Below are 23,335 nucleotides of genomic sequence, written 5' to 3' on the forward strand. Positions count from 1 at the left end.
CACTTAGGTTCCGCCAAAGGGTTTGTCACTACGGTTACTTGATCAGGTTGTAGGCCAGATCGAAACGGATCGGACTGTTGAGTTCGTTGTCTGCGGTCGAGGCTCCCTGCATCACGCCGAACGAGTTGGTGAAGAAGCTGTAGGCTTCCGGCCCGATGTAGACCGTGCGGTTGGCCACCTTGTCCCAGTCGACGGCCTTCTCCCAGGCTTCGTAACCCGTCTGGAAGGCGGCCAGATCTCCGGCCGGGATGCTGCCCTGTGCATCGGCCTGCGGCAGCATGGGATAGACGGCGCCGGCGGCCTCCTTGACCTTGATGTAACTGTTCCACAGCTGCTGCAGATAGCCCGTGATGTTGAGTACGTAGCAGCCGCGGCTGCGGTTGATGTATCCGCCGTAGGCGAGCGTCGTGCTGTAGTTCTGCTCGTAGCTGTAGGCGTAGTCCGAGACGGGCGACAGCGATTTGTAGTTGGTGTAGAGGCCCAGCCGGTTCGGTGCGGCGTTCATCTCCTCGATGAGCGACAGCAGGGGCGAGGCGCCTCCGTCCGTCGACGGATTCGGGTCGAGATCGCCCCAGTCGTAGCTGCTTTCGGAGAAGTAGATCGACATGCGGGCCTGGCTGAAGGCCAGCGTGCGGAAGTTCTTGCCGTCCTTGGCATTCTCCTGGGCGATGACCTCCTCGAGTTTGGCGAAGAATTCGGGGGTGAAGGTCATCTCGGTAATGGCACCGCCCATTCCCTCGACGCGCAGCTGCGTGACGGGCTGGCGCGTATCCTCGGCGCCGGATTCCGGCTCCTGGGCGTTGGTCGCGGCGTCGAACTTCAGTTCCGGGACTGTGATCTGCGCATAGTCATGCTGGATTGAGTTGACCGAGACGTTTCCGTTCGAAGCGTATGAGTCATAAAAGTAGAAGACCATGCCGATCGTATCCTGGATGAGGGCAGGATCCCCCTTGACGCGGTTACGTCCGTAGATCGAGAGTCCCGAGGCATCGAGCTGCGTGGCAAAGATCGTTCCGACGTTGCTCTTGCCCGTCTTGTCGAGCCGGTAGGCGGGATCCGGGGCAATATAGAGTCCGGGGAACTCTTCGATGAAGTACTTGAGGCTGTCGGTCGTGTAGATCGAGTATTTATCCTTGTAGGTGCCCTCCTGCAGCATGAGTCGTCTGATGTAGGCTTCGCCCTGTCGGGTTGCGGTCATGGTGACGGCCGAGGTGGTGGAGGGGGACTTGTCCTCGCCGCCGAGCGTGAAGCGGAAGAGCGGCTCCTCGTCGGTGTTGACGGTCTGCTTGTCGGGGGTGAAGCCCAGATAGAAGACCGTATCGCTCCGCTCGCGCTGGGTAATGTAGTCGTTGTTGCGGATCTCGTAGACGGCAAAGTGCTGTTCGGTCAGGGAGTCGCGTCCGAGGCTCTTGATGCTCAACAGGATCTGGGCCGAGTCGAAGATCGGCATATAGCCGAAGTAGCCTTCCGGCACGGCATAGTAACTGACCATCTGGGAGAGGAATCCGGCGGTCCGCGTTCCGATCGAATCGTTCATCTGGGTGCCGAAATAGCCGTACGAGAGGTTCGAACCGACGATCGAGTCGGTTTTGAAGAGCCGGGTTTCGACATACCGTCTGGGATTCAGTCCGTCGATGGTTTTGGTTGTTCCGTCGATGGTCACGAATCCGGCGCGCATCTGCTGGTTGTCGGGGATAAGGTTGCCGCCGAGCGTATCGTCGACCTGGGTGCAACTGCCGAGCAGGAGGGCTCCGGCCAGTCCGATCAGGGAGTAGCGGAGCGCACAGCGGCGGGCGTTATGGAATCGCTTCATAGAATCGGTTGTAATTATCGAAAAAGTCCTCTGCGTCGGGGCTTTGGTATTCGAGCAGGGGTTTTCCCGAGTTGCGGGCCCACTCCAACACCTTGGGGTCGAGATCCTGCGATGCGGCGACCACCCCGTCGGCATAATGCATAACGAAGCGGCAGAGATTTTCGTATGAAGGGAGGTCGAGAAGGTCGAGATTTTTGTCTTTGACCCCTTCACCGGCGATCTTCTCCTTGATTTGCGGGTCGAGATTCCCGGGGAACGAGTCTCCGTAGAGGGAGACGACGACCTTGACGTTTCGGAAGAGGGGGTCGTCGGCAAAGACCTTCTTCAGATAGACGGGGACCACGCCGGCGAACCAGCCGTGGCAGTGGACCACGGTCGGGGTCCAGCGCAGCTTCTTGACGGTCTCCAGCACGCCGCGGGCGAAGAAGATGGCACGTTCGTCGTTGTCGGGGAAGAAGTTGCCGTCGGGATCCGTCAGGACGGCTTTTCTGGAAAAGTAGTCGTCGTTGTCGATGAAGTAGATCTGTACGCGGGCGGCGGGGATCGAGGCGACCTTGATGATGAGCTGGTGGTCGTTGTCGTCGATGATGAGGTTCATGCCGGAGAGGCGGATGACCTCGTGCAGCTGATGCCTGCGTTCGTTGATACAGCCGTAACGGGGCATGAAGGTGCGGATTTCGTTTCCTCGCTCCTGCATGGCCTGTATCAGTTCACGGCAAAGCCGGGACCCCTCCGTTTCGGGGAGATAGGGGGTGATTTCCTGACATACGTACAGAATCTTGTTTGCCATGGTTCCGGGGGTTTATACCTGCAAAGATACGAAAAATTTTTTAAAGAATGAGCATGGCGTCGCCGTAAGTGCCGAAGCGGTACCCCTCTTCGCGGGCGATCTTGTAGGCGTTCATGACGGTTTCGTACCCTCCGAAGGCGGCCACCATCATCAGTTGGGTGGAGTAGGGGAGGTGGAAGTTGCTGACCATGGCGTTGGCGACGGTGAAGTCGTAGGGGGCGAAGATGAACTTGTTGGTCCAGCCCTCCATGGGGGTGATCATGCCGTTGGTCGAGACGGCGGTTTCGAGCGTGCGCATGACGGTCGTGCCGATGGCGACGACCTTGTGTCCGGCGCGTTTGGCCGAGTTGACGGCCTGGGCGGCCTCTTCGGTGACGAAGAACTGTTCGGAGTCCATCTTGTGTTTGGAGAGGTCCTCGACGTCGACCGTGCGGAAGTTTCCCAGCCCGACGTGCAGGGTGATGAATGCGCTGTCGATGCCCTTGATCTCCATGCGTTTCATCAGGTGCTTGGAGAAGTGCATGCCGGCCGTCGGGGCGGCCACGGCGCCTTCGTGGCGGGCGAAGATGGTCTGATAGCGTTCGGCGTCTTCGGGTTCGACCTTTTCGCGGACCCACTTGGGCAGCGGCGTTTCGCCCAGCGAGAAGAGCGTTTTCTTGAACTCCTCGTACGAACCGTCGAAGAGGAAGCGCAGCGTACGGCCGCGTGAGGTGGTGTTGTCGATGACCTCGGCCACGAGCAGGTCGTCGTCGCCGAAGTAGAGTTTGTTTCCGATGCGGATCTTGCGGGCGGGGTCGACCAGCACGTCCCACAGGCGCAGGTCGCGGTTGAGTTCGCGCAGCAGGAAGATTTCGATTTCGGCGCCGGTCTTCTCCTTGTTTCCGTAGAGGCGGGCGGGGAAGACCTTCGTGTCGTTGAAGACGAAGAGGTCCTTCTCCTCGAAATATTCGATGATGTCCTTGAAGATGCGGTGCTCGATGGTTCCCTTGGCGCGGTTGATGACCATCAGACGGGCTTCGTCGCGATTCTCGGCCGGATATTTGGCCAGCATCTCGGGGGAGAACTCGTAGCCGTATTGCGATAACTTCATAGCAAAAAACGCTTTTTTACGTTCAGAAAAATAAGACAGATTATTCTCTATACGTAAAAAACGTCATTTTGTTTCAAGATTTTGCAGATTTTCAAGGAATTCGTCCAGCGACCAGGCGTTTTCGACGGTAAAACCGCCGCTTCGGGTGCGGCGCAGGGCCGTCAGGTGGGCGCCGCTCTGCAGTGCCTCACCGATCTCGCGGGCCAGCGAGCGGATGTAGGTGCCCTTGCTGCAGCGGACGCGGATGCGGATCTTCGGCAGCTCGCACTCGAGCAGCTCCATCTCGTAGATGGTGATCAGCGCCTGCCGCACGGCCACCTCCTCGCCGGCGCGGGCCAGTTCGTAGGCGCGCGTTCCGTCGATCTTCTTGGCCGAGTAGACGGGCGGGGTCTGGAGGCGTTGGCCCGTCAGGTCGGCCAGCGCCTTCTCCACGGCCTGGCGGGTGATGTGCTCCCAGGGATAGGTGTGGTCGATTTCGTGTTCGAGGTCGAAGCTGGGGGTCGTGGCGCCGAGCATGACGTCGGCGATGTACTCCTTCTCCTCGGCCTGCAGGGCGTCGACCATCTTGGTGGCGCGGCCGATGCAGACCAGCAGGACGCCCGTGGCCAGGGGGTCGAGCGTTCCGGCGTGGCCGACCTTGATGCGGCGGTAGCCGAGTTTGCGGAGCGAGAACTTGATCTTGCGGACCACGTCGGTCGAGGTCCAGCGCAGCGGTTTGTCCAGTACGGCGATGTAGCCCTCCTCGAAGTTGATGCCGTGCAGATCGGGGGTCTGTTTCATCAGCAGAGATAGCTTATGATGGATACCAGTCCGGCAGCGGCGCAGTATACGGCGAACCAGATGAGCCGTCCGCGCTGTACGATCTCGAGCATGAAGCGGCAGGCCAGACATCCGGTGATGAACGAGGCGAGGAATCCGGCCATGAGGGGCACGGTTCCGACGCCGGCGGTAAGTTCTCCCTTGACCGCCTCGAGGAACGTCTCGCCGAGGATCGGCAGCAGCACCATGAGGAACGAGAACTGGGCGACAGCCGCTTTTTTGTTGCCCAGGAGCAGCCCGGTGGCGATGGTCGACCCCGATCGCGAGAGTCCGGGCATGGCGGCGCAGGCCTGCGCCAGACCGATGATCAGGGCGTCGCGGTAGGAGATCGACTCCTTCTGGCGGGGTTTGGCCCAGTAGGCGAAGGCGAGCAGGACGGCTGTCAGCAGGAGCATGGCGCCGACGACAACCAGAATATAGGGGGCGTTGAGCAGGGCGTCGAGCCGGTCCTTGAGCAGAAACCCGACGATGCCGATGGGGATCATCGAGAGGAGGATCTTGAGGACGTAGGCCTGTTCGTCGTTGAACCTGCGGGAGAAGAGCCCCGTGAGGAGTCGGCGGACCTGGCTCCACAGGACGACGATTGTGCTCAGAACGGTTGCGGCATGGAGTGTGACGTCGAAGGTGAGGTTCTCTTCGAGCTGGACGCCGAGCAGCTCCTTGGCGATCTGGAGGTGACCGCTGCTCGAGACGGGGAGGAATTCGGTGATTCCCTGTACGATGCCGAGCAGAATGGCTTGCAGTGTATCCATCGTGTGAAGGCGAACGGGTTAATTGAAGCGTTTCAGGATGGCGTAGATCTCGAAGGCGAAACCGCCGATCACGAGGATCGGTGCGAGGGTGATTCTCCGCCAGGAGAACATGGCGTAGTTGAACTCGTCGGGGGAGTCGCTGCCGCCTCCGGCCATCAGGAGGAATCCGACGAGGATGATGGCAAGGCCGATGACCAGCAGGATGTAGTTTTTACGCGAGAGGGGCATGCGGGGGTTTTCCGGCTGCTGCTCGGGCGTTTTGGCGGGATTCTTTTTCATTTAATAAAGGTATATCTTGTTTGACTTCATGTTGACGAATTTGTTGAGGGCCACCCAGGTGAAGAGTCCCGAGATGAGCACGCCGCCGAGGATCATGGCGCCGAGGATGATACCCAGCCGGCGCATTTCGGCCAGCGTGAGCAGTTCGGGCACCGCCTCGTTGAGGCCGTAGACCGCGAGGCCGAAGAGCAGCGAGGCGGCCACGCCGGCGATGATCCCCTGCGTGATGCTGTTTCCGAGGAAGGGCTTCATGATGAACCACTTGGTGGCGCCGACCAGCTTCATCGTGTTGATCAGATAGCGTTTCGAGAAGATGGCCAGCCGGATGGTGTTGTTCAGCAGCACGAGCGAGACGACGAGCAGCGCTCCGCCGAAGAGGATCAGGATGAGGCGGATCTTGCTCACCGTGGCGTGGAGGCGTTCGGCGACCCGGGCGGGATAGGAGACCCGCTCGACGCCGGGGATGCGTTCGAGGGCACCGATCAGGTCGTCGAGCAGGGCCTGGTCGGCCGATGCGGCGGTGAGCGTCAGTTCGAACGAGTCGAGCAGCGGATTCTCCTCGAGCACCTCCTCGAATTCGGCGCCGAACATGCGGCGGAACTCCGTATCTTCGGCCTTCGCCTCCTTCGACGAGAAGGTGATCGTGGCGATGAGATCCTCGGCCGCGAGCCGCTTTTCGATCTCGGCGCGCTGCTCCTCGGAGAGGTCGTTCGAGAGTTCGACCGTCACGGCGACGCTCTCCTGAAGGGTCCTTGCGACCTGCAGGGCGGCGGCCATCAGATAGCCGACCGATCCCAGCAGAAAGAGGACGAGCGTGATGCTGAGGGTCGAGATGATGTAGGAGTTCCGAACCTTGCGTTTGAGTCTTTTGTCATCCTTCATGGTGTGCGGATTTTTTCTTGCGAAGGGCAAATACGATGATGGCGGCCAGGGTTCCGAGCAGGATCAACGCCGAGCAGATGCCCGTGACGGCCTCGACGGTGTTCCAGGCCGGGGCGCGGAAACGCCACTCGACGGTGTGCTGCCCGGCCGGCAGGCGCATGGCGCGCAGCACGTAGTCGGCGCGGAAGGCGGGGCTTTCGATACCGTCGACATAGGCTTTCCACCCCTTGTCGTAGTAGATTTCGGAGAAGACCGCGACGGCCTCCTCGGGCGTGGAATATTCGTAACGGAGGTAGTTGGGGCGGTACTCCGCCAGATTGATGCGGGCCGTGGAGTCCTGTCCGAGGGGCATCTGCCGAGCGGCGACCGCTTCGGCCTGTGCGGTGTTTACGACGGCCGTCGTGCGGAGGTTGACCTGCCCTAACAGGTCGATTTCCTCCCGGGCCGAAGCGGCGCCGGCCAGCGAATCGACGAACCACGCCGCACCGTAGGCTGTCGTGCGGCGCTGGGCCTGCGGCTGGCCGTCCTCGCCGGGGACGATCACGTAGCGGGTGTTCAGCATGTCGAGCACCGCGGGGTTCAAATCGTTCAGATAGCGGTCGATCAGATCCTGATAGCGGGCCAGTTTGGCGCCGTGATAACCGCCTACCGAGCGGTGGAAATAGGAGGTCGTGGCGTCGTTGAAGGGGCTGACCGTGAGGTTCAGCACGCGGTATCCGGGATCCTTGTCCTGCATGATGGCCCGGTCGGCGGCCGAGGGGGAGACCTGCGTGCTGCGGGGCGAGACGAAATCCTCCGAGGAGAGGAAGCGGCGGTCGACCGGCACCAGGTCGATCAGCATTACACAGGCCAGTGCGGCGATCAGCACGTTGCGGCCCATCTTTTTCAGCCCCCAGAGGGCGATGCAGCCTGCGGCCAGGAGCACCATGAGGAGCGAACGCCAGGCGTCGGCCTGCATCATGGCCTGCCGGTCGGCTGCGATTCCGCGGGCCACGGCGTCGCCCCATTCGACATCCATGCCGCGGTCGACGTAGCTCTGGAGGCCGTTGGCCTGGAAGAGCTGGCGGAAGGTTTCGCCCATCTGTTCGGCGCTGGCCGCGCGCCCGAAGTCGAAGAGCGAGCCTCCGGCCACGGCGAAGAGCAGGCAGAGACCTCCGGTGACGCCGGCGGCCCAAGCCAATCCCTTCCAGAAGCGCTCGCGGGGGATCTCCTCGCGCCAGATGCGCATCAGGGCGAAGGCACCGAGCAGCGGCACGGCCCACTGGATGACGACGAGCGTCATCGAGACGGTGCGGAACTTGTTGTATCCGGGCAGGTATCGGAAGGCCAGTTCGGTGAATCCCATCCAGTTGCGGCCCCAGGCCAGCAGCAGCATCAGCAGCGAGACGGCCAGGATCCACCAACGGTTTCGGCCGCTGGTCCAGATGGCACCGAGCAGGGCCAGGAAGATGGCCGCAGCCCCGAGATAGGTCGGGCCGGCGGTGTAGGGCTGTTCGCCCCAGTAGGCGGGAAGTTGGGCGGCCCAGCTTCCGAGCGAGGGGGCGCCCAGCTGCCGGCCGATGTCGGTCAGTTCGGCGGCGGTCTGTCCGTCGGCTGGGAGCGGCGCGGCCGATTCGCGGCCCATGAAGTCGGGGATCAGCAGATTGAAGCTCTCGGCCTTGCCGTAGCTCCAGGCCGTGGCGTAGTCGAGGTCCAGACCGCGGGAGTCGCTTTCCGAGGTGGCGCCGCCGTTGTCTGCGGCGGCCAGCTCCGAGCCGCCGCGGATGGTCTCCTTCGAGTGCTGGGCGGTGTACCAGAGCGGGGCGAAGTTCGATCCCAGGGCCAGCAGTCCGGCCGCGGCGAGGGCTGCCGTGCGTACGGCGAATTGTTTGAGGTGCTTCTCCCGCAGCGCGACGATGCCTTCGCTGATCCAGAGGGCGGCCATGGCCACCAGGAAATAATAGGTGATCTGCGGGTGGTTGGCGCCGATTTCGAGCGAGGTGGCCAGCGCCGTCAGGACCATTCCGGCCCAGACGTTGCGGCGCAGGGTTGCCCACGCCCCGCCCATCATCAGCGGGGCGTAGACCAGCGCCCACATCTTGGTGATGTGGCCGGCGCCGATGATCAGCAGGAAGTAGGTCGAGAAGCCGTAGGCCAGTGCCGGGACGACCCCGACCCAGGGGTTCACGCCGCAGATCAGGAGCATGAGCCACATCGAGAGCATGGCGAAGAAGAGGAAGGCCGCCGGGGTGTCGATCCAACGGACGACCTTTCCGACGTGGTTTTTGACCAGCTGAGCGGGGTAGGCGACGTTGATCAGATAGGCGGGCATTCCGCCGAACATACCTCCGGTCCACTGGGGGTCCTCGCCGGTCTGGGCCCTCATCCGGGAGATATCCCGGGCCATGCCTTCGTATTGGATGACGTCGTGCTGCGGGAGGACCTCGCCGCGGAACTGCGGGGCGCAGTAGAGAGCCGCGGCCACGAAAAAGATCAGGATGGCAGCGATCGCGGGGATCATCCCGACGATGTTCTTGCGGTTGAAATTCATTTCATCGACTCTTAATCAACGGCCAAAGGTACGAAAAAAGCGCGAGAGTCCGAGTCAGGATTGGGAAAAATGACTATCTTTGCGAGTATGATTACGCTTGAAAACATCCGCAAGCCCGTCACGGCGGAACTGGCCGCGTTCGAAGAGTTTGTCGAACGGCAGTTCACGGCCGAGGGCGAATTGCTCTCCGATATGTTGCGCTATGCGCTTTCCGCGCGGGGAAAGGGGATCCGGCCGACGCTGGTGATGCTCTCCGCGGCGATGAATGCCTCGGTCAAGGGGGCCTCGACGGGGCGTCGGGCCTGCCTGGCGGCCATGCTGGTGGAGATGATCCACGTGGCGTCGCTGATCCACGACGACGTGATCGACGAATCCGACACGCGCCGGGGCCGGGCCTCGGTGAATGCCCGCTGGCAGTCGCACAAGGCCGTTATTCTGGGCGACTACATCCTGGCGCGGAACATGAATATCGGGCTTCAGAGCGGGCAGTTCGACCTGGTGACGCACATCTGCGGATCCATGGCTGCATTATGTGAGGGAGAGGTGTTGCAGGACGAATGTGCTGCCAACCGGACGATGACCCGCAAGTCCTATCTCGAAATCATCTACAAGAAGACGGCCTGTCTGCTGGGGATCAGCTCCTCGGCCGGCGCCCTGGCCGTGGGGGCGACCCGCGACAAGGTGACGACGATGCGCCGTTTCGGCGAGGCGCTGGGCATGGCTTTCCAGATCCAGGACGACATCCTGGACTATACGCCGACGGCCCAGACCGGCAAACCGGCCTGCAACGACCTGCGTGAAGGCAAGATCACGCTTCCGCTGCTGGTCATACTCGAGGACGCCGCGGAGCAGCGGCGTGCGGAGCTCCTCGAACGGCTTGCCCATTGCCACGAGGATGATGCCGCGGTGGAGTACCTCCGCTCGACGGTGGAGCAGGAGGGGGGCCTCCGTCAGGCCGGCGAGGTGATGCAGGGCTATATCACGCGGGCCGTCGAGATGCTTTCGGACTACGAAGATTCGGAGTATCGTTCGGCGCTTGTGAACCTCTGCGCCTATGTGGCGGAGCGGGACCGATGACTCGAACTCAATTAACCTAACATTTCTAAAACCATATGGAACAAACGCAAAAGAAAAACTACACGTTGCCCATCATCATGATGTTCGCGCTGTTTGCGATGATTTCGTTCGTGACGGGCCTCACGAACCCGTTGGGCGTAATCGTGAAGAACCAGTTCTCGGTGGCGAACTGGATGTCGCAGCTGGGTAACGCCGCCAACTTCATTGCCTATGCCTTCATGGGTCTGCCGGCGGGTCTGATGCTCAAGCGCATCGGTTACAAGAAGACGGCACTGGTGGCCATTGCCGTGGGCTTTATCGGCGTGGGCATCCAGTTCCTCTCGGGTGAGGCGGGCAGCTTCGGCATCTATCTGGCCGGCGCCTTCATCTCGGGCTTCTCGATGTGCATGCTCAACACGGTGGTCAACCCGATGCTCAACACGTTGGGCGGCGGCGGCAAGAAGGGCAACCAGCTGATCCAGTTCGGCGGTTCGCTGAACTCGATCTCGGCGACGATCGTGCCGATTCTGGTGGGTTACCTGATGGGCAATGCCGCCAATGCGACGATCAGCGATGCGGCTCCCGCTCTGTTCATCGCCATGGGTATCTTTGCCGTGGTCTTCGTGGTGCTGCTGGCCATGAAGATCCCCGAGCCGTATGCCATTCAGGAGGCCAAGGCCGAGAAGAAGGACACGCACAGCGCCTTGTCGTTCCGTCACTTCGTGCTGGGTACGGTAGCCATCTTCATCTATGTCGGCATTGAGGTGGGTATTCCGAACTTCATGAACCTCTTCCTGACGGCAGCTCCCGATGCCGCAACGAGCGGTATGGGCATGGCAGCCGCCGCAGCCGGATCGCTGGTGGGCACCTACTGGTTCCTGATGATGGTCGGCCGGCTGTTGGGCGGCATGATCGGCGGCAAGGTCTCGAGCCGCGTGCAGCTGACATTCGTGAGCCTGCTGGCCATCGTCTTCGTGCTGCTGGGCATTTTTGCCCCGACGACGGTTGCGGGCCGCATGCCGGTCTTCACGGGTACGGGCTTCGCAATGATCGAGGTGCCGATCGGCGTGATGTTCCTCACGCTGTGCGGACTGTGCACGTCGGTGATGTGGGGCGGCATCTTCAACCTGGCGGTCGAGGGCCTCGGCAAATACACCTCGATGGGTTCGGGTATCTTCATGATGATGGTTTGCGGCGGCGGTATCCTTCCGCTGATCCAGGGCTACGTGGCCGACATCGCCGGTTATCTGTCGAGCTACTGGGTGATCATCGTCAGCCTGGCCTTCCTGCTCTACTACGCACTGATCGGTTCGAAGAACGTGAACAAGGATATTCCGGTGGAGTAGTTCCGCGGAGTCCGGATTCGGAAAAACGGGGCGCTCTCGATGGGGAGTGCCCCGTTTTTTTGAGGGAGGGGGCTGAGGAGGGAGGGAGCTGAGAGGAGGAAGGCTCGGCGGACAGACGGGTGTGCGTTGACGGATGCGTGTTGACGGGTGCTCCATGCCGTTTCGAGGTGCAAAAAAAATGTCTCACGGACAACCGTGAGACATTTTTTCGTGCGATTTCCGCCGAAGCCTATTTCTCCGTGCGGGTCATGCGCTTCTCCTTGATGCGGGCCTTCTTTCCGGTCAGATCGCGGAGATAGTAGATGCGGGCGCGACGTACGACACCGACCTTGTTGACTTCGATCTTGTCGATGTGAGGGGAGTAGAGGGGGAAGATACGCTCTACGCCTACGCCGTTCGAAACCTTGCGGATGGTGAACATCTTGGTTTTGCCCGAACCCTTGATCTGGATCACGACACCGCGGAAGCTCTGCAGGCGCTCCTTGTTACCCTCGATGATTCGGTAAGATACGGTGATCGTGTCACCGGCCTTGAACGACGGTACGTCAGCATCCGTCTTGGGCCACATCTGCTCGTTGACGAGCTTGATGATTGCGTCCTTGTTCATTGTTGCAACAAATTTTTTAAAGTTTCGCACTCGACATTCCCGCTGCGGTCTGGCTACCATACCGGAATTTTCCCGATAATCCTGCGGTGTGAGAGGTGTTCGGCGAAGGCTTGTCCACTCCGTTGGATTGTCCGTTTTCCGGCCCTCCACCGGCTGTGAGCCTTCCGTTGCTCACCCCCCCCCGCGTTGCTCTACCGCCCAATGAAAGAGGTCGATATACGCCCTGTCGGGAGCGCAAAGATAAGGAGAAAAAACGAAACGACATAGGAAAGCGCGAAAAAAGAGCGATTTATTCGTATCTTTGTCTCCGCTGTCCGCCCCGGAGAGCTCCTCCCGAGCCGCTCCAACTCCGGCAGGACCCGACGAAGAGTCCGCCGCAGATGCCATGCCGGCATTGCCCCTCCCCGGTGAGGAGGGCCGGCTAAGGTCTCGACGAGGATGCCCCGGACGTGGCCTGCCGACGGGAGGCTGCGATCCCCGAATCGCAGCCCGACTGCGCGGGACAACGCTTCGGACGGCAAGACCGAAAAAACGAAGAAGATGGAAAACGAACGATTGATCCTGGTCACCAACGATGACGGCTACGCATCGAAAGGCTTTGCCGCAGCTATCGAGGTGGCGCGGAATTTCGGCCGGGTGGTGGCCGTGGCCCCCGAGACGCCGCAGAGCGGCATGAGCCAGGCCATCACGATGTATAATCCGCTCTACCTGCGCAAGATCCGCGAGGAGGAGGGGCTTGAGGTCTACTCCTTTTCGGGGACGCCGGTCGACTGCGTGAAGATGGCCTTCGACTACCTGCTGCGCGAGCAGCGGATCGACCTGGTGATCTCGGGCATCAACCACGGCTCGAATTCGGCGGTCAATATTCTCTATTCGGGGACGATGGGGGCAGCCATCGAGGGGAGTTTCTACGGATGTCCCTCGGTGGGGCTGTCGCTCGACGACCACGGCGCCGATGCCGATTTCGACGGGGCGGTGCTCTACGGGCGGCAGATCATCGGCGACCTGCTCGCCGGGGAGATCCTGCTGCCGCTGTGCCTGAACGTGAACGTTCCCGTCGGGCGTCCCGAGGAGCTGCGCGGCATCCGGCTGTGCCGTCAGAACCGGGGCTTCTGGCGCGAGGAGTTCTACCGCCACGAGGATCCGCGCGGGCGGGAGTATTTCTGGCTGACGGGGGCCTTCGTCGACGGCGAGCCCGAGGCGGAGGATACGGACGAGTGGGCCCTGCGCAACAAATACGTCTCGGTGGTTCCCGTACATACCGATCTGACGGATTACCGCCAGCTGAAGCATCTGCGGCGCTTTTTCCCCGTGGCGTGCGACGGAGAGCCCGAATCCCGAAAATAACGGCCGAATCGTGCGGCCGATTGGCTGCCGTTTCGTATCTTTGTAGGGAGTAGAAAAAGAGTACCGCCTATGCTCATCCGGATTCTGTTGGTCATTTCGATCGTCATCCAGTGCGTGGCCACGGGTTATGCACTGCGTCTGGTCCACACCACGAAGTACAATTCGGTGTGGATCCTCTTCATCGTGGGCTTCTCGCTGTTGTCCGTCGAACGGCTGATCCAGCTGCTCGTGGAGTCGGGCGTGGAGGTGATCTCGCGGTGGTGGTTCGCCTATCTGGGCATCGTGATCTCGGTCTGCCTTTCGATCGGGGTGATGTATGCCCACAAGCTCTTCAAGTACATTGCGCGGCTGAACCGCCAGCGGTCGCTGCTCAACAAACGGATCCTCACGGCCGTATTGCGCACCGAGGAGAAGGCTCGTTCGCGCTTCTCGAAGGAGCTGCACGACGGACTGGGGCCGCTGTTGTCGTCGGCCAAGATGTCGCTGTCGGCCCTTTCGCGCGGTGAGCAGAGCCCCGAACAGCGCGAGATCATCGCCAATACGACCTATGTGATCGACGAGGCGATCCGTTCGCTGCGCGAGATCTCGAACAACCTCTCGCCCCACGTGCTGAACGATTTCGGACTGGCGCGCGGCGTGCAGAACTTTATCGACAAGAGCGCGGCGATGCACAACGTGAAGATCCGCTTCACGACCAACCTGCGCAGCGAGCGTTATGATACGGACATCGAGGTGATCCTCTACCGGGTGATCTGCGAGCTGATCAACAACTCGCTCAAACATGCCGCCTGCACGGAGGTGAACCTGTCGTTGTCGCAGAACGGACCGGAGCTGGCGCTCGACTATTCGGACAATGGCCGGGGATTCAATCCGCAGGCGATGATGGACTGCGGCATGGGGCTTTCGAACATTGCCTCGCGGATCAACTCGCTGGGCGGGACGTTCGACATCACCTCGTCGAAGGGTAAGGGGATGCGGGCCGCCATCCGGGTGAATACGCAACAGGAGCCGGCTCCCGCACCGCGCAAACGCAAACGCCGCCGCTGACATGGACCGCCGCATCATCCTCGTAGACGACCATTCGCTCTTCCGCAACGGACTGCGGGGGCTGTTGGAGCATTGCGCCGGGTGCCACGTCGTGGGCGAAGCCGCCAGCGGCGAGGAGTTTCTGGCGATGATCGACCGTGTGGAGGCGGATATCGTCTTCATGGACTTTGCGATGCCGGGGCTGGACGGGGCGCAGACCACCGAACGGGCCCTGGCGCGCCATCCCGAACTGCGTATCATCACGCTGTCGATGTTCGGCGAGGAGAGCTACTATTCGCGCATGGTGGAGGCCGGGGCGAAGGGCTTCCTGCTGAAGGATTCCGACATCGGCGACGTGCTGGAGGCAATGGATGCGGTGATGGCCGGCGGGAGCTACTTCTCGCCGCAGCTGCTTTCGTCGCTGACGGGGCGGATGCGCACCCGCGACGACGCGCCGGATGAACAGCTTTCGGCACGTGAGCGGGAGATTCTGGTGGCCGTATGCCAGGGGCTTTCGAACCAGGAGATCGCTGATGCCCTCTTCATCTCGAAGCGCACGGTGGACAAGCACCGGGCCAATATCCTCGAAAAGACCGGCTGCAAGAATACGGCCTCGCTGGTGGTCTACGCCATCCGCAACGGCATTGTGGAGCTCTGACCCCCCCCCGGCCGGTAGGGCCCTGTCGCGTGATTCCGGTTTGTCGAGCCGCTCCCCGAGGGCGGCTTCTGTCGTTCCGGGGGCGTCAGAGTTCGGAAGCAACGTTCCGTATCCGCGGCCTCAGAGCAGCGGCGAGAAGAGGCGCATGAGCGATTCGGCCCACCGCCGCGGCCGCGGGCGGTTGAACCATTCGGCCGGAGTCAGCGGATGGGAGTTCGAGGCGTCGTGGTCGAAGATGGCGGCCATGCGGGCCGTGAATTCGGCGTCGTAAAGGAAGGCGTTGACCTCGAAGTTGTGCTCGAAACTGCGGAAATCCATGTTCGCGGAGCCGATCACCGTCAGGTCGTCGTCGACAATCAGGAGTTTGGAATGGAGAAATCCCGGGGTGTAGAAGAGAATCTTCACTCCGGCCTTCATCATGTCGTCCAGATAGGAGTGCGAGGCGAGGTCGACCACGCGCGAATCGGAGCGTGCCGGGAGCATCAGCCGTACGTCGATTCCGGCCAGTGCGGCGGTCTGCAGGGCGGAGTTCAGCACCTCGGAGGGGAGGTAGTAGGGGGTCTGGATCCAGATGCGGCGGCAGGCCCGGGCGACGGCGTAACTGTCGGCCTGGAGCAGCGTGCGCCACTTGCCGAAGGGACCGCTGGGGACGATCTGCAGCACGTCGCGGGTGAAGTGCCGGGTCGGCGGGTAGTACTCGGCCCCGGTGATGCGCTGTTTGGTGGTGGCCGACCAGTCGCTCAGGAACGAGGCCTGGAGTCCGGCCACGCCGTTTCCCTCGATGCGGAAGTGGGTGTCGCGCCAGATGCCCCAGTCGGTGCCGTAGACGTATCGGTCGGCGATGTTCATGCCGCCGATGAATCCCACGCGGCCGTCGATGACGGCGATTTTGCGGTGGTTGCGGTAGTTGATCTTGCTGGTGAAGCGCGGGAAGCGGACGTGGAGGAAGGCGCGAACCTCGATTCCGTCGCGGCGGAGCGACGCGAAGAAGGATTTCTTGACGCTGCTGCTGCCGACGTCGTCGTAGAGGATGCGGACCTGAACCCCTTCGCGGGCCTTGGCGCGCAGGGCGTCGCACAGCCGGTTTCCGGTCCGATCGTTGCAGAGGATGTAGTACTGGAGGTGGATATGGTGGCGTGCGCGGGCTATTTCATCGAGCAGGGCCTCCATTTTGGAGGCACCGTCGGTGTAGGGGGTGATGCGGCTTCCGTAGAGCGGCACGGCGTGAATGGTGCTCTTGAGCAGGCGGGCGAGGGGCTGCCAGTGTTCGGGAATCTCGGGCCGCGAGGGATCCTGGGCCTCGACCAGCCGCATGGAGATGCGTTTGCGGGTCCGGCGGGAGATGATGCGCTGTTTGGAGAGGTTCTGCCCGAAGAAGAAGTAGAAGACCAGACCGACTACGGGTGCGAAGAGGAGCACGATGACCCACGGCAGGGTCTTCAGCGGGTTCCGGTTGTCGGTGATGATGACCAGAATGATGCTGAGGATCGTGACCGAATAGAGCGCGATGAAGAGGTATGTCAGGATCTGCGGCATGTACTTTCCATCCTACGTACGTTCCGTCTGACGTATGTTGCATATCCGGCCGGACCGTTTGCCGGATCTCTTCGTTGTTCGTCGGTTTGCGCCGTGTTCCGCAGCTCCGGTCTGGGGCGTCGGAGCGGTTCATCCGGGGTTTCCGGCAAGGGCCTTCCGGCCTGCGTCACAGCGTTTTATTTCTGCGTGGCGGCGTCGGGGAACTGGATCGTGTAGAGCAGGTGCTCGATGCCGCGGATGTAGTTGCGCTTGCGGGGTTTGTTCAGATCCGGCGCGTAGACGTAGCCGTCGAGGGTGATGACGCGGTTGGTCTTGGTGTCGACGGTGGTGTAGCTGACGAACGGACCGCCCATGAAGTCGCCGTAGACATCCCAAAAGCCTCGCATTTCACACCAGAGCCGACCCTCGAGCCGGAACATGCGGAAATCCGGGGCGAAGGCGTCCGAAGTGGTCATGTAGGAGCCGTCGGAGGGTCCGGGGATCAGCGCCGCAAATTCGTTGCGGGCCTTGACGAGCGCCTCGGGCGTGAGCGATTCGGGACCTTCGTAGGGGTAGGCGTAGATGAAGAAGCCCTGGCTGGCGGTGGGGTATTCGTAACGGGCCCAGAGGAAGTCGTCGGTCTGCTTGGCCAGCACGTAGCCCTTCGGGACGCGGATCTCCATGCCGAAGAGTTTGCGGACGGCGGCTTCGATGCCGGGGTTGTTGAACGAGGTATAGGAGTTGACGTCCCGGTCGCGTTCGGCCTGTTCGAGGACGTGTAGCAGGTTGTTGCGGTTTTTGGAGAGGTATCCGACCACGGCGTTGTCATCGGGGCCCTGGAGCGTGATGACGATCTGGGGTTCGGAGGTGACGTCATACTCCACGGCGGCCGAGGCCTCCTGGAGCGCAGGGTCGACGACCACCTTGAGGATGTTGCGGTGGTCGGCAATCATGTCCTTGAAACCGCGTTCGGTGACGCGCAGCACGTCGAACAGGGGTTCGTCCTGGTTCAGGTAGGGTACCGGTGCGGTGAAGATGGCTCTCAGCGAGTCGCCGAGCTCTCCGTTCCACTCCATCTGAGGGCATACGACGATGAGTTCGTAGGGGCGGCCCTGGGCAGCCTTTTTCTTGCTCAACGTCTTGAAGGCGTCGCATCCCACCATCGTCAACAGGATCATGACGATCCCCATTCCCTGAAAAAAGCGTTTCATAATCGATTGCAATGAACTGAACATCCACAAATATACAACTATTTTTCCAAAAGGCACGGAAAATGATTATTTTTGCGGACGTATGCGCTTGAAACCGCCAAAAATCATCCGGCGTCTGATGCCGGACCTGATCTGGGAGATCAACGACCCGGACGGGGTCTTTCTGACCTTCGACGACGGCCCCACGCCGGGCATCACCGAGTGGATTCTCTCGACGCTGGAGAAGTACGATGCCAAGGCGACCTTCTTCGTGCTGGGCAAGAACGTGGAGATGTACCCCGACCTTTACCAGCGGATTCTGGATGCCGGGCACAAGATCGGCAATCATACCTATTCGCATCAGAAGGGGTGGGGCATGAGCCTCGAGCGCTATACGGAGGATGTCGACTTTGCCAACGATCTGCTGCATACGGAGCTCTTCCGCCCGCCCTACGCGCAGATCACGCCGGCGCAGGCGCGCCTGCTGGGACAGCGCTACAAGCTGGTGATGTGGGACATCATCTCGCGCGACTACAACCGGCAGCTCTCGCCGCGCACGTGTCTGAAGAACGTGACGAAGTATCTGGCCCCCGGTGCGATCGTCGTCTTCCACGACAGCGAGAAGGCCTTCCGCAACATGCGCTACGCTCTTCCGCGGACGCTGGAGAAGATCCGCCAGCTGGGTCTTCGCTGCAAGGCGATCGAGTTGTAGCCGAGCGGCATGAGGGGCGGATGCGGGCTGTCGGGTCGGCGATTCTGCCTCCGCGGAGGCCTGTCCGGCCGGGATTAGGAATTTCGGGATATTTTGTGTACCTTTGGGGCCGCAAGATCCATCGACGCGAAAACACTTAAAAAATACAAAATACAATACCTATGGCAACAACCGCAGATATCAAGATCGGCATGTGCATCGAGCTGGACGGCAAGACGTTCCAGATTGTCGATTTCCAGCATGTGAAACCCGGCAAGGGCCCGGCTTTCGTACGTACGAAACTCAAGAACCTGGAGAACGGCCGTGTGCTGGACAACACCTTCTCGGCCGGCGCCCGCATCGAGCCGGTGCGTGTCGAGCGTCGTCCGTACCAGTTTACCTACGAGGATGACCTGGGCATGCACTTCATGCACACGGAGACCTTCGAGGAGATCATCATCGACAAGAACCTGATCAACAACTACGACCTGATGGCCGACGGCCAGATCGTCGAGGTGATGTTCCACACGGAGAAGGAGACGGTTCTTTCGGCCGAGCTCCCGCCGATCGTCGACATGGAGGTGACCTATACGGAGCCGGGAGTGAAGGGCGATACGGCGTCGACGAACTCGCTCAAGCCGGCGACGGTGAACACGGGTGCCACGATCCGCGTGCCGTTGTTCATCAACACGGGCGACAAGATCCGCGTCGACACCCGTACGCGCGAATACTACGAGCGCATCAAGTAGTCCGCACCCCGCGCGATATTACGCAAAGAAAGGGCTCCGAAAGTTCGGGGCCCTTTTTGTGTCGGGTTCGGGATTTCAGTCCGCGTAGAAGATTTCCAGAATCGTGAGGGGTTCGCCGTCCTCGTCGATTTCGATCTTCGAGATGTATTCGCCCTCCATTGTATAGCGATAGGTGTCGATTCCGTTCTCCCCGTAATCGACCGTGGACGGGAGCTTTTTCAGCCGGTTCCCTCCGGCTCCGACCAGATAGATCCGGTCAAGATCGGTCGAGGTGATGAAGTCGCTGATTCCGTAGAGGTCGATGTTGAGGTTGTTCGGACGTTCGGGGTTGTTCGTGTAGGAGGCATTCCCGCCATACCACTCCTCGGAATCTTCGGCCTCCCGGACCTGCGTCATACATCCGTTCACGACGGTATAGATGCTCTTTGCGGAGTAGGTCTTTTCGGGATTCTCGATCCAGGTGCTGGTTGCGATGTACCCGTTTGCGTCGTAGGTGAAGGTGTAGTCGTCGGGGTAGTGGTTGTTGGCCGCGACGCCGGTGATGGTTGTGGCCCGGCCGTCGGCCAGCGTGAGGATCGACTGTGCGCCGGAGGGTTCGGTGATGACGATGCGGTCGTTCTCGTAGGAGATTTCGGTCACTTCATCCTGGGCCGTGGTTCCGGAATAGGCGTATTGCTGGTCCATCTCCGTGATGGACGTGATGCGGCCCTGTTCGTCGTATGCGAATTGCTGGACGAAGGAGAGGTCGTCCGGGTAGGTGACCTTGATGTGGGAGATTCGTCGGGGAAGTATCTCGGCCGGCTGTTCCTCCTCTTCGGGAAAGACCAGCGTGCCGATATTCCAGGCCCCGCCGTCCTGCCGGAGTTCGATGCTTTGGGGCCCGCAGAGGTCGGGAGCCGTGAAGCGGAGGGCGGAGGCGGAAACTTCGAGGATCTCGGCCTGCACCCCTGCGGATGCTGCGGTCCGGGTCTCTTCGAAGAGCCAGATTTCGCAATCGGCCTCGAATCCGTATCCCCGGATTTCGACCGTGCTTCCGGGTTCGATGGGAGCCTGTGCGCTCGATTGCGGGAGTTCGATGTCGGTGACGGGGCAGGGCCCGGCCCCGTCTTGTCCGTTGTCCTTGTCGCAGGCGGTCAGTGCCGCGGCGAGGAGCCATCCCAAAAACAGCAGTTTCTTCATGTCGGATTAGTTGTTAGGTTGTCCCGCCTGCCCCCGCAGGACCGAATACGATAAAAAAAGACGTGGGACAGTACTTTTATCTGTTCTTGAGGTCTTCGACTACCTTGCAACCAAATAAACGAGTAAAGCCCACGTTCCCGTGGGCGTCCCCGCTTTACTCCTGGCTGCTCTGAAAGTGTCGAAGTTTCAAGAACAGGAATGAAAGCTGACGCCTTGTAAACGATATGTCTATATGTCTCTAATTCATTTTCGAGTCTTTCTTCTGAGGGAAACCCTGTTTGCAAAGATAGGTAAAATAATTTGGATATGCCGTGCTGTCTTGTGACTCTTTTGCCTGCCGGTACAGATTTCCGCGTTTCGGAAAGGGCTTGCATGAGGGCTTTCTTTGCGATTAGTCTCCGCGGTGCAGGAACGGTCGATTCGCCCTTTTTTATTTTTCGTTTTTTGCGCTGCGACAGCGGATGGAGCCGTCGACCGGGACGACGGGACAGCGGTGCCGACGTCCGAAAGCCTCGATTTCGGGACGCCGGGCCCTTGTGCCGTCAGGACCCATCAACTCGCACAACACGGCACAGGGCTCTACCCCCCCCCGGCCCCCTCATTACAACTCCTCCTGCAATCCCGGAGTCTCGAATTCGCGCATGACGGCCTCCATCTTGCGGCGGATTTCTGCGGTGCAGAGATTTCCGATGCTCCCCTCGTGGGTGTGGTGTACCTCGCGCGTGGGACGGTACTCGCCGCGCTGGACGGCCATGCCCACCTGGCGGTAGGCTTCACGGAAGGGCACGCCCTGCAGCACCAGCCGGTTGACATCCTCCACCGTGAAGAGGTAGTCGTAGCGGCTGTCGTCGAGGATGTGGTCGTTGACCCGCACGTGGGCCAGCATGAAGTCGCACATCCGGAGCGTGCGCTTGATCTCCCCGATGGCCGGGAAGAGAATGTCCTTCATCAGTTGCAGATCGCGGTGGTAGCCGACCGGGAGATTGGTGGTCAGCAGGGCGATCTCGTTGGGCAGCGACTGCAGGCGGTTGCAGCGGCCGCGCATGATCTCGAAGACGTCGGGATTCTTCTTGTGGGGCATGATGCTCGAACCGGTCGTCAACTCGTCGGGCAGCGAGATGAATCCGAAGTTCTGACTCATGAAGAGGCAGGCATCCATGGCCAGCCGTCCGATGGTGGCGGCCACGGCGGCGATGGCCGCAGCGGCGGCACGTTCGCTCTTTCCGCGGCTCATCTGGGCGGCGACGACGTTGTAGTGGAGCGTCTCGAAGTGGAGCAGACGGGTGGTCATCGTGCGGTCGAGGGGGAATGACGAACCGTATCCGGCGGCCGAACCGAGCGGATTCTGGTTGGCGATGTGCCAGGCGGCCGTGAGCAGCCTCATGTCGTCGACGAGCGTCTCGGCATAGGCGCCGAACCACAATCCGAACGACGAGGGCATGGCGATCTGCAGATGGGTGTATCCGGGCATCAGCACGTCGCGGTAACGCTCGCTCTGCTCCTGCAGGCGGTCGAAGACCGTGCGCACGGCGTCGGCGATCTGGCGCAGTTCGTCGCGCAGGAAGAGCTTCAGATCGACCAGCACCTGGTCGTTGCGCGAACGCCCCGAGTGGATCTTCTTGCCGACGTCGCCCAGCCGGCGGGTCAGCATCAGCTCGACCTGCGAGTGGACATCCTCCGTGTCGGGTTCGATGGCGAAGCGTCCGGCCTCGATCTCGGCGGCGATCTCCTGCAGACCGGCCGTCAGCGTGCGGAGCTCGTCGGCCGTGAGGAGCCCGATCTTTTCGAGCATGGCGATGTGGGCCAGTGACCCCTGTACGTCGTAACGGGCCAGCTGGAGGTCCAGTTCGCGGTCGTTGCCGACGGTGTACTCTTCGATCATCTTGTCGGGTTCGAAACCCTTGTCCCAAAGTTTGGTGCTGCTCATGCGTACAGTTTGGCTAATTGTTCGATGTATTGTTCGTAGATGGTGATGGCCTCGTCGATCTCCGCGACGAGGACGAATTCGTCGGCCGAGTGGGATCGGGCCGACTCGCCGGGTCCCATCTTGAGCGACGGGAAGGGCATCAGCGTGCGGTCGGAGGTTGTGGGCGAGACGAAGGTCTGCCGTCCGACGGCCCGTGCGGCGCGGACCAGCGGATGGTCGTCGCCCACGGCGGCGGCGCGGATGCGCGTCGAGCGCGGTACGACGTCGGAGTGCAGCGCGGCGCGGAGCTGTTCGACGACCTCCTCGTTCGAGTAGGTGTCGGTCGTACGCACGTCGACGACGAAGCGGCACGTGTCCGGAACGACGTTGTGCTGCGTGCCGGCCCCGATCTGCGTCACGGCGATGCCGACGGGGCCGAGCAGCTGCGATTCGCGCTCGAAACGGAACGTGCGCAGCCGGGCGATGTCGTCCATCGCAATATAGAGGGCATTGATTCCTTCGCCGCGGGCGGCATGTCCGCTGCGGCCGTGGGCCGTGCAGTCCAGGACGACCAGCCCGCGTTCACCCGTGGCGGCCTGCATGCCGGTGGGTTCGCCGACCAGCGCCATGTCGATCGGTCCGAGGGCCGGCAGCAGGGCCCGCATGCCGTGTTCGCCCATGCACTCCTCCTCGGCCGAGAGAGCCACAACGAGGTTGAAGGGCAGCCGGCGCGTACGGAACGTGAGGAAGGTCTCGGCCAGCGAGACGACCGAGGCTCCGGCGTCGTTGCTTCCCAGCCCGTAGAGCCGCTCCTCTTCAAGGGTCGGCGCATAGGGATCGCGCGTGTAGGAGGCGGCCGGTCGCACCGTGTCGTGGTGCGAGTTCAGCAGCAGCGTGGGGCGTCGGGGGTCGAACCCCTCGGCGCGGGCCCAGACGTTGTTGTAGAGTCGTTCGGGGGCGGCTCCGTGGTCCGCCAGAAAGGCGAAGAGCAGATCGCCCGTGCGGGCCTCGTCACGCGACGTGGAGGGCGTTGCGATCAACGCCTGCAGCAGTTCGACGGCTTCCTTGGTTTTCGGCTTCATGCTGTTTTTGAGATTTGTCGGGACTTAC

21 protein-coding genes are annotated in these 23,335 nt (G+C 61.4%); 7 read left to right on the forward strand and 14 right to left on the reverse strand.

Annotated features, from left to right (window positions below; genetic code table 11):
- Positions 1 to 34: 34 nt before the first annotated feature.
- From B5G09_RS09010 to B5G09_RS09045, 8 genes are all read right to left on the reverse strand, one after another.
- Entirely contained in the window at positions 35 to 1,813 is a 1,779-nt protein-coding gene (locus tag B5G09_RS09010) for a DUF4270 family protein (protein ID WP_087309695.1), read from the reverse strand.
- Positions 1,797 to 2,603, reverse strand: a complete 807-nt coding sequence (locus B5G09_RS09015; protein WP_087309697.1) for a glycogen/starch synthase — start codon at positions 2,601 to 2,603, stop codon at positions 1,797 to 1,799. Before B5G09_RS09015 ends, B5G09_RS09010 begins: the two co-directional genes overlap by 17 nt.
- Before the next feature lie 40 nt (positions 2,604 to 2,643).
- On the reverse strand, positions 2,644 to 3,693 hold the full coding sequence (gene queA, locus B5G09_RS09020) for a tRNA preQ1(34) S-adenosylmethionine ribosyltransferase-isomerase QueA (RefSeq protein ID WP_087309699.1): 1,050 nt from the start codon (positions 3,691 to 3,693) through the stop codon (positions 2,644 to 2,646).
- A gap of 63 nt (positions 3,694 to 3,756) precedes the next feature.
- On the reverse strand, positions 3,757 to 4,446 hold the full coding sequence (gene truB / locus B5G09_RS09025) for a tRNA pseudouridine(55) synthase TruB (RefSeq protein WP_197714872.1): 690 nt from the start codon (positions 4,444 to 4,446) through the stop codon (positions 3,757 to 3,759).
- Between the two features lie 26 nt (positions 4,447 to 4,472).
- On the reverse strand, positions 4,473 to 5,264 hold the full coding sequence (locus tag B5G09_RS09030) for an undecaprenyl-diphosphate phosphatase (protein WP_087309703.1): 792 nt from the start codon (positions 5,262 to 5,264) through the stop codon (positions 4,473 to 4,475).
- Positions 5,265 to 5,282: 18 nt separating this feature from the next.
- Entirely contained in the window at positions 5,283 to 5,543 is a 261-nt protein-coding gene (locus B5G09_RS09035; protein ID WP_087404936.1) for a DUF3098 domain-containing protein, read from the reverse strand.
- Entirely contained in the window at positions 5,544 to 6,425 is an 882-nt protein-coding gene (locus B5G09_RS09040) for a permease-like cell division protein FtsX (protein ID WP_087309707.1), read from the reverse strand.
- The gene (locus B5G09_RS09045) at positions 6,415 to 8,955 is read right to left on the reverse strand and encodes a YfhO family protein (protein WP_087404937.1); all 2,541 of its coding nucleotides are present in this window, start codon (positions 8,953 to 8,955) and stop codon (positions 6,415 to 6,417) included. Before B5G09_RS09045 ends, B5G09_RS09040 begins: the two co-directional genes overlap by 11 nt.
- Positions 8,956 to 9,042: 87 nt before the next feature.
- On the opposite strand from B5G09_RS09045, the gene B5G09_RS09050 reads away from it, so the two are divergent.
- Both B5G09_RS09050 and B5G09_RS09055 read left to right on the forward strand, forming a co-directional pair.
- Positions 9,043 to 10,032 (forward strand): polyprenyl synthetase family protein, encoded by a 990-nt coding sequence (locus B5G09_RS09050; protein ID WP_087309710.1) that lies wholly within the window; start codon positions 9,043 to 9,045, stop codon positions 10,030 to 10,032.
- A gap of 35 nt (positions 10,033 to 10,067) precedes the next feature.
- On the forward strand, positions 10,068 to 11,357 hold the full coding sequence (locus tag B5G09_RS09055) for an MFS transporter (RefSeq protein ID WP_087404938.1): 1,290 nt from the start codon (positions 10,068 to 10,070) through the stop codon (positions 11,355 to 11,357).
- Between the two features lie 229 nt (positions 11,358 to 11,586).
- On the opposite strand, the gene rplS is transcribed toward B5G09_RS09055, so the two are convergent.
- Positions 11,587 to 11,964: a 50S ribosomal protein L19 gene (gene rplS, locus B5G09_RS09060; protein ID WP_087404939.1), complete on the reverse strand. Its 378-nt coding sequence runs from the start codon at positions 11,962 to 11,964 to the stop codon at positions 11,587 to 11,589.
- A 540-nt stretch (positions 11,965 to 12,504) separates the two neighbouring features.
- Here rplS and surE point away from each other — a divergent pair.
- The 3 genes from surE (at position 12,505) to B5G09_RS09075 (ending at position 14,995) form a co-directional block, all read left to right on the forward strand.
- Positions 12,505 to 13,311, forward strand: coding sequence for a 5'/3'-nucleotidase SurE (surE, locus tag B5G09_RS09065; protein WP_087404940.1), 807 nt, complete (start codon positions 12,505 to 12,507; stop codon positions 13,309 to 13,311).
- Between the two features lie 69 nt (positions 13,312 to 13,380).
- Positions 13,381 to 14,358: an ATP-binding protein gene (locus B5G09_RS09070; RefSeq protein WP_087309718.1), complete on the forward strand. Its 978-nt coding sequence runs from the start codon at positions 13,381 to 13,383 to the stop codon at positions 14,356 to 14,358.
- A gap of 1 nt (position 14,359) precedes the next feature.
- On the forward strand, positions 14,360 to 14,995 hold the full coding sequence (locus tag B5G09_RS09075; protein ID WP_087309720.1) for a response regulator transcription factor: 636 nt from the start codon (positions 14,360 to 14,362) through the stop codon (positions 14,993 to 14,995).
- A 120-nt stretch (positions 14,996 to 15,115) separates the two neighbouring features.
- On the opposite strand, the gene cls is transcribed toward B5G09_RS09075, so the two are convergent.
- Both cls and B5G09_RS09085 read right to left on the reverse strand, forming a co-directional pair.
- Complete coding sequence (cls, locus tag B5G09_RS09080) at positions 15,116 to 16,531, reverse strand: cardiolipin synthase (RefSeq protein WP_087404941.1); 1,416 nt, start codon at positions 16,529 to 16,531, stop codon at positions 15,116 to 15,118.
- Positions 16,532 to 16,707: 176 nt separating this feature from the next.
- Positions 16,708 to 17,721, reverse strand: a complete 1,014-nt coding sequence (locus B5G09_RS09085) for a DUF4837 family protein (protein ID WP_087309724.1) — start codon at positions 17,719 to 17,721, stop codon at positions 16,708 to 16,710.
- 118 nt (positions 17,722 to 17,839) lie between these two features.
- Here B5G09_RS09085 and B5G09_RS09090 point away from each other — a divergent pair, with 118 nt between their 5' ends.
- Both B5G09_RS09090 and efp read left to right on the forward strand, forming a co-directional pair.
- On the forward strand, positions 17,840 to 18,412 hold the full coding sequence (locus B5G09_RS09090) for a polysaccharide deacetylase family protein (RefSeq protein WP_087309813.1): 573 nt from the start codon (positions 17,840 to 17,842) through the stop codon (positions 18,410 to 18,412).
- 161 nt (positions 18,413 to 18,573) lie between these two features.
- The gene (gene efp, locus B5G09_RS09095; RefSeq protein WP_087309726.1) at positions 18,574 to 19,140 is read left to right on the forward strand and encodes an elongation factor P; all 567 of its coding nucleotides are present in this window, start codon (positions 18,574 to 18,576) and stop codon (positions 19,138 to 19,140) included.
- A 75-nt stretch (positions 19,141 to 19,215) separates the two neighbouring features.
- On the opposite strand, the gene B5G09_RS09100 is transcribed toward efp, so the two are convergent.
- The 3 genes from B5G09_RS09100 to B5G09_RS09115 form a co-directional block, all read right to left on the reverse strand.
- The gene (locus tag B5G09_RS09100; RefSeq protein ID WP_087309728.1) at positions 19,216 to 20,319 is read right to left on the reverse strand and encodes a DUF4595 domain-containing protein; all 1,104 of its coding nucleotides are present in this window, start codon (positions 20,317 to 20,319) and stop codon (positions 19,216 to 19,218) included.
- 601 nt (positions 20,320 to 20,920) lie between these two features.
- A complete protein-coding gene (argH, locus tag B5G09_RS09110) occupies positions 20,921 to 22,246 on the reverse strand; it encodes an argininosuccinate lyase (protein WP_087309732.1) in 1,326 nt (441 codons plus the stop codon).
- Entirely contained in the window at positions 22,243 to 23,307 is a 1,065-nt protein-coding gene (locus tag B5G09_RS09115) for a M20 family metallo-hydrolase (protein WP_087404942.1), read from the reverse strand. Before B5G09_RS09115 ends, argH begins: the two co-directional genes overlap by 4 nt.
- Positions 23,308 to 23,335 lie beyond the last annotated feature (28 nt).

The organism is Alistipes sp. An54 (genome assembly GCF_002159375.1).
Taxonomy (GTDB): Bacteria; Bacteroidota; Bacteroidia; order Bacteroidales; family Rikenellaceae; genus Alistipes; species Alistipes megaguti.